At 67.1% G+C, this 6,462-nt stretch carries 5 protein-coding genes and 1 tRNA gene; 3 read left to right on the top strand and 3 right to left on the bottom strand.

Going from position 1 to position 6,462, the window contains the following annotated elements; all coding sequences use genetic code 11:
* Positions 1-140: 140 nt before the first annotated feature.
* Positions 141-1,235 (bottom strand): phosphotransferase enzyme family protein, encoded by a 1,095-nt coding sequence (locus ACFW6D_RS28125; RefSeq protein WP_379333013.1) that lies wholly within the window; start codon positions 1,233-1,235, stop codon positions 141-143.
* Positions 1,236-1,250: 15 nt separating this feature from the next.
* Positions 1,251-2,585, bottom strand: coding sequence for a purine-cytosine permease family protein (locus ACFW6D_RS28120; RefSeq protein WP_379333011.1), 1,335 nt, complete (start codon positions 2,583-2,585; stop codon positions 1,251-1,253).
* 199 nt (positions 2,586-2,784) lie between these two features.
* Between ACFW6D_RS28120 and cmrA the strand changes: the two genes are divergently transcribed.
* Positions 2,785-3,588: a mycolate reductase gene (gene cmrA / locus ACFW6D_RS28115; protein WP_379333009.1), complete on the top strand. Its 804-nt coding sequence runs from the start codon at positions 2,785-2,787 to the stop codon at positions 3,586-3,588.
* A 78-nt stretch (positions 3,589-3,666) separates the two neighbouring features.
* Here cmrA and ACFW6D_RS28110 read toward each other — a convergent pair whose 3' ends face one another.
* Positions 3,667-5,328 carry a helicase HerA-like domain-containing protein gene (locus ACFW6D_RS28110; RefSeq protein WP_379333007.1) on the bottom strand — a complete coding sequence of 554 codons (1,662 nt, stop codon included), beginning with the start codon at positions 5,326-5,328 and terminating at the stop codon, positions 3,667-3,669.
* Positions 5,329-5,524: 196 nt separating this feature from the next.
* Between ACFW6D_RS28110 and orn the strand changes: the two genes are divergently transcribed.
* Positions 5,525-6,166 carry an oligoribonuclease gene (gene orn / locus ACFW6D_RS28105; RefSeq protein ID WP_379333005.1) on the top strand — a complete coding sequence of 214 codons (642 nt, stop codon included), beginning with the start codon at positions 5,525-5,527 and terminating at the stop codon, positions 6,164-6,166.
* A 55-nt stretch (positions 6,167-6,221) separates the two neighbouring features.
* Positions 6,222-6,297, top strand: a tRNA-His gene (locus ACFW6D_RS28100).
* The last annotated feature ends 165 nt before the right edge of the window (positions 6,298-6,462 follow it).

The raw sequence follows: 6,462 nt of genomic DNA, 5'->3' as shown, positions 1-6,462 counted from the left end.
GCTACCGCCGCTGCGCGGCGGGACCCTCCTCGAGGTCGGGTCGTGGTGGCTGGGAATGCGGTCATGGCGGATCAGGGGTGTAGTCGGGTGAGTGTCGCTGGGAATGCAGCCGGCGCGGGTCTCGGCGGTGCCGGGCGCGGTCAGCGCAGGGAGGCGTCGCGAATCACATCGCGGAGTTCGCGGCCCTCTGCTGTCTCGTACCAGCGCAGGTGACCGAGAAGCCAGTCGTGGTAGGCGATTTCGGCGTTGCGTGGGTCGTGGGCGATGGTGAGGAAGTAGTCGATCTCGGAGAGTTCGTAGCCGATGTGGGCGAGTGGGAGCAGGTCCGGGAGCAGGCTCTGTTCGGCGGCCGACAAGGGCCGGGCGGATCGGTATGCCTGGATCAGGGCGGTGATCTGGTCCGCGCGGACGTGGGCGGGGCCGCCGTCGCGTAGTGAGATCCAGTCGACGGCGGTGCGTTCGATGGCGGTGGCGAGGTCGAAGACGGCTGTTGTCCGATCCGCCAGCCCGAAATCGATCACCGAGGTCACCTCGTGGGCATCCCACAGCAGGTTGGTGCCGTGCCAATCCCCGTGCGTCCACAGCGGCGCGACGCCGGCGAGATCGACGTGCAGATCGGGAACCTCAGCACGCCAGTCCCTTTCACTCAGGAACCGAGCAACCGCCGGTCGGCGCGCGGTCTGCCATTCGAACGCCCCCACCACACCACCGTGCAGGCTCGCCACCAACGGCCGAGCCGGACGCGCCGGTGCATCGAAACCCTCTGCGGCCGAATGGAATCGACCCAACATCACCCCAGCCGCCACGGCATCGTCGATATCGCGATAGGGCGTCCACGAGAAATCCGCGCGATACCGGTCCTCCCCCTCCCCCGCCCGATGCACCTCATAGACGAACCTCCCCGCACTTCTCGGAACAAGCTCGCCGACAGTGGCGCGCACCTGCGGCACCGGAATCCCCCAGCCCCGCAGGTGCGCCATGAAGCGGTGTTCCTCGCCGAGCGCCACTCCATCGCGCAGTTGCACCGGCATCCGTTTGACGACCAGCCGCTCACCGTCGTCCATCCGCACACCCACCGTCGACGACAACGGCCGCGCCCCACGCCATTCGACAGCAGCGCACGACCCACCCCACGTCGCGGCGACCGCGTGGGCGACCTCGTCCTCGGTCAGCGCGGGCCAGGTCGGCGCGACCAGTGGGTCATCGCCCATCCCGAACACTTGGTCGTCACCCACGGCGGCCGCCCATCCTCATCGCCGCCGGTTGGCGACCACCACGAGCCCGGTCGCAGCGCCTGCCGCGAGGAACGAGAACAGTGACGCCGAGGTCCACCACGTCGGGTGCACGCCGAGCGCGTCCTGCACCTGGATCCACCGCGAAGCCCACCATTCGACCGAACCCGGGTTGCACAACTGGTACACCACGAACCCGATTACCCAGGGCAGCAACATGATCGGGCGAGCGGGCGAGTCGTCGGACAGGTTCCAGCCACGACGTCCCTGGCCGAAGAAGAAGTCGACCACCAGCACCGCCGTGAGCGGGACGAACACCGAGCCGATGAGCAGCAGGAAGTTGGCGTAGTTACTGAAGTCGGTCACGAACAGCGCGGCGACGGTGGCGATCACCCCGACCACCCCGGCCAGAATTCGCCGGTCGACGCGCGGCAGCAGGTTCTGCAGTGACATCGCCGTGGAATACACATTCGCGAACGACTGATCCGTCTCCCGCAACACCAGCACCGCGAAGAACACCCAGCCCGCGGTGATCCCGAGGAACGAATCGAACAGCCGGTTCGGGTCGCCGTCCACGTGCAGCAGCGCCACGATCCCCAACAGGTAACACCAGATCTGCGCCACGGAATACCCGACGAACATCGCCGAACTCCCGACCTTCACCGACTTCGAATGCCGCATGTAGTCCGCGGCCAACGGCACGAACGACACCGCGACAGCCAGCGCGGTATCCACGGCGGGAAAGAACCCCGACCAGGAGGTTTCACCGAGATCGGGCAGCGGCTGACGCACCAGCTGCACCGTGAAATACAGCATCGCGATACCCACCGCGACGGTCACATACTTGCGCAGAATCCCCACCACGTGCATCGGCCAGATCGCCATCACCGTGCTCAGCACCCCGGCCGCGATCACCACCACGGCGTGCGGCACCCGCCCGTCGGTGAGCGCCGCGATCCCCGCCGCGATCACGGTCAGCTCGTACACACCCCACCCGATGCACTGCACCACATTCGCGATGGTCGGCAGCCCGGACAGCTTGGTGCCGAACAGCCCACGAAAGTTCGCCATCGCGGGCGCGCCCGTACGAGCCCCGACCGCACCGGCAGCTGCCACCATCGAGGTGCCGATGACCGTGCCGACCACGGTCGCCAGGACCGCCCCGAGCAGCGGCAACCGGTCGTACCCGGTCGGTTGCAACACATAGATGGCCCCGGTGAACCCGATCAGGCTGACGCCGAGATTGGTCCAGAAGGCGGCCTGATCGGCGAATCCGAAGGTGCGCGGCGGCTCGGTGGAGAGCAGCAGCGGCGCTTCTTGCCCGGTGCGCAGCGGCGATGAGTCAGTTGTCATAACGCCTCACATGCTATTGCCGGGCGCCTGGTTTCCCGCGATCTACGAACGAACCGCCGCCGGTCGGCGGTCGGCGGTCGGCGGTCGGCGGTCGGACTCCCCACGATCCGCGGGCGATGCGGGTACACGTCGACGTCGATCCGTCGGAGCCCGCTGCCGCCCACCGCACGCCCGACACCGATCCCCTAAGCTCCCCCTCGTGAGCTTGCCCTCCCCCACTGCAGACAATCGCGCCGTCGTCACCGGCGCGTCCTCCGGCATCGGCACCGCGCTGGCCGCCGAACTGGCCGGTCGCGGCTATTCGCTGATCCTGGTCGCGCGCCGCGGTGAGATCCTCACCGAACTCGCCCAGCGGCTGACCCTGGCCCACGGCATCACCGCCGAGGTCCGAGCCGTAGACCTGGCCGACCGCACCCAGCGGGCGAGCCTGTGCGACGAACTCGCCGTCCGCGATATCGCCGTCCTCTGCAACAACGCGGGCGTGGCGACCTTCGGCCCGGTCGCCGAGCTCGACTTCGCCTACGAGCGCATGCAGATGGAACTCAACGCCACCGCCGTGCACGACCTGTGCCTGGCCGTGCTGCCCGGCATGATCGAGCGCAAGGCGGGCGGCATCCTGATCAGCGGTTCGGCCGCGGGCAATATGCCGATCCCGAACAACGCCACCTACGCGGCGTCGAAGGCGTTCGCGAACACCTTCTCGGAGTCGCTGCGCGGCGAGCTCAAGGGCAGCGGCGTGAATGTCACCCTGCTGGCGCCCGGTCCCGTGCGCACGGAAACGCCTGCGCCGGAAGACCAGTCGATCGTCGACAAGATGGTCCCCGATTTCCTCTGGGTCTCCTCCGAATACACCGCCAAGGTCTCCATCGACGCGCTGGCCCGCAACAAGATGCGCATCGTTCCCGGCCTGATCAGCAAGGGCATGAGCGTCGCGGGCAACTACGGCCCGCGTGCGTTCACCGCCCCGGTGGCGGGCGCGTTCTACAAGAAGCTCGGGGGCTGACCACGCTGAGCGGACATTCTTCGACGGTTCGGTACGAATCTCGACCGATCGCGCGAGTAATGTCCGCTCAGCGTGTCCTCACCGCCGCCGCGTCCCGAAAATGCTGCGGCTGATCTCCCGCCCGGCCGCACTCGCCGCCGATCGCAGGAAACTCTTCACCGCCGGGTTCTTCATGATCCGCTCGGCGGCGGAGTCGTCCTCCTGCTGCGAACGCCCCGGTGCCGGGGTGGATTCGGGTGGCGGTTCGGCCGACGCCACGCTGGCCAGCAGCATCTCGTAGGCCGACTCCCGGTCGACGCTCTGCCCGTACTTCCCCTGCAGCGCACTCGACAGCGCCGCGGCCTTGATCTTGTCGTCGCCGATCGTGTCCATCAGGGAACGCGGCGGCGCGATCTTGGTCCACGCCACCGGCGTCGGCGCACCGGTCTCGGAAAGCACCGTGACGATCGCCTCACCGGTGCCGAGCGAGGTGAGCGCCTCCTCCAGGTCGTACACCGCCGACTTCGGGTAGGTGCGCACCGTCTTCGACAGCGCCTTCTGATCGTCGGGCGTGAACGCGCGCAGAGCGTGCTGCACCCGCGCACCGAGCTGGGACAGCACCGGATTCGGGATATCGGTGGGCAACTGTGTGCAGAAGAACACACCGACCCCCTTGGACCGGATCAGTTTCACCGTCTGCTCGACCTGCTGCAGAAACGCCTTCGAGGCCTCCGAGAACAGCAAATGCGCCTCGTCGAAGATGAACACGAGCTTGGGCTTGTCGACGTCGCCCACCTCGGGCAGCGTCTGGAACAGGTCGGCAAGCACCCACATCAGGAACGTCGAGAACAACGCGGGCCGCGCCGCCTGCTGACCGAGCTCGAACAGCGTGATCACCCCGAGCCCGCCCGCGGTACGCAGCAGATCGGCCGGGTCGAGTTCGGGCTCGCCGAAGAACGTATCGCCGCCCTCGGCTTCCAGATTCACCAGTGACCGCAGGATCACACCCGCCGTCTGCGGCGATACTCCACCGATGCCCTTGAGATCTTCCTTACCTTCCGGGCTGGTCAGGTGGGTGATCACCGCGCGCAGGTCTTTGAGATCCAGCAGGGCGAGGCCACGCTGATCGGCCCAGTGGAAGATCAGGCCGAGCGTCGATTCCTGGGTGTCGTTGAGGCCGAGCACCTTGCTGAGCAGGATCGGACCGAAGGAGGTGATCGTGGCCCGGATCGGCACCCCGATGCCGCCGGTGCCGAGCGAGACGAACTCGGTGGGGAACGCACTCGGCGCCCAGTCGGTCGCGCCGGTCTCCGCCGCGCGCGCCCTGATCTTCTCGTTGTCGGCACCCGGCGCGCTCAGACCCGACAGGTCGCCCTTGACGTCGGCCATCACCACGGGAACGCCCGCGCGGGAAAGATGTTCGGCGATGCCCTGCAGGGTCTTGGTCTTGCCGGTGCCGGTCGCGCCCGCCACCAGGCCGTGCCGGTTCATCATCCGCAGCGGAATCCGCACGCGCGCACCAGGATCGGCCACACCATCGACCATCACGGTGCCGAGTTCGAGAGCCGGGCCGTCGAAGGCGTAGCCCGCGGCGATCTCCGCAGCGGCACCGGTCGCCGCCGAACTGCCGGCCGATTCTCGGCCAGCAGCCGCAGCCTCCTGCTCGGCGGCTTCGGCGGCGGCCATGGCCTCGGCGGCGACCCGGGCCGCGTCCTCGGCCGCCTTGCGTGCCGCTGCCGCCTTCTCCTGTGGGGTGGTCATTCGCGCGTCCTCCGTCTGCTCACTGGCACGTACGCAAGAAATGCTCGAAACGTCTGCGACAATTCCAGGCAAACTGTATCCGGGCACGTCACCCGGTCGGCGAACATCGGAAGATGTCGTCGGCAAACCCGGCCCGCCTCGCCCGCGCGACACACCTGTCGTCCGGACACGCCGACACACCATTAGGGTGACACCCGTGTCAGACAACCAACTTCTGGTCTGGATGGATTGCGAGATGACGGGGCTCCGTCTCGACAGCGACAAGCTGATCGAGATCGCCGCGCTCGTAACCGACAGCGACCTCAACATTCTCGGTGACGGTGTCGACATCGTCATCCACGCCGACGACGCCGCCCTGGCCTGCATGCCACCGGTCGTCGCCACCATGCACGCGAAATCCGGTCTGACCGAAGAGGTTCGCCGATCCACGGTCACCCTCGAGCAGGCCCAGCAGCAGGTGCTCGACTACATCCGCGAGTACGCGCCCACCGCGCGCACGGTGCCGCTGTGCGGCAACTCGATCGGCACCGACCGCGGTTTCATCGCCCGTGACATGCCCGAACTCGACGCGCACCTGCACTACCGGATGGTCGACGTGAGCTCGATCAAGGAACTGTGCCGCCGCTGGTACCCGCGCATCTACTTCGGTCAGCCGGAGAAGGGCCTTGCCCACCGCGCGCTGGCCGACATCAAGGAATCCATCCGCGAACTCGAGTACTACCGTCGCACCGCGTTCGTGCCGCTACCCGGTCCGTCGACCACCGAGATCGCGACCGCCGCCCAGGAGGCCACCGACGCCGTAGATGTGTCCGGTTCGAGCCCTCTACCAGCCGATTAGGGCTTGGCGCCCTTATCACGCTAGTATCGACGGCGCCGGTGATTCACCGGCAATGGTGACCGTAGTTCAGTTGGTAGAGCACCAGGTTGTGATCCTGGATGTCGCGGGTTCGAGTCCCGTCGGTCACCCCAACTGGTCGGGGGGGGGGCAAAACAAAAATTTTTGTTTTGGGGCGAATGTATTTAAAAAACCCAAAAAAAACAAAAAACCCCCCCCCCGAGCCACCCACAAAAGAAAAAAAAAAACCCCCCCCCCCCCCCGCCCCCCACCCCCGCCCCATTTCCAAGGAGTCCACT

The sequence above is a fragment of the Nocardia sp. NPDC058705 genome (assembly GCF_042749305.1).
Classification (GTDB): Bacteria; Actinomycetota; Actinomycetes; order Mycobacteriales; family Mycobacteriaceae; genus Nocardia.
Note: the sequence above shows the minus strand (reverse complement) of the source record. Positions and strands in the feature narration are given on the sequence as shown.

Excerpts from the sequence above, each read along its gene's own strand:
- ACFW6D_RS28120 (WP_379333011.1), bottom strand. The coding sequence starts at position 2,585 with ATGACAACTGACTCATCGCCGCTGCGCACCGGGCAAGAAGCGCCGCTG.
- ACFW6D_RS28110 (WP_379333007.1), bottom strand. The coding sequence starts at position 5,328 with ATGACCACCCCACAGGAGAAGGCGGCAGCGGCACGCAAGGCGGCCGAG.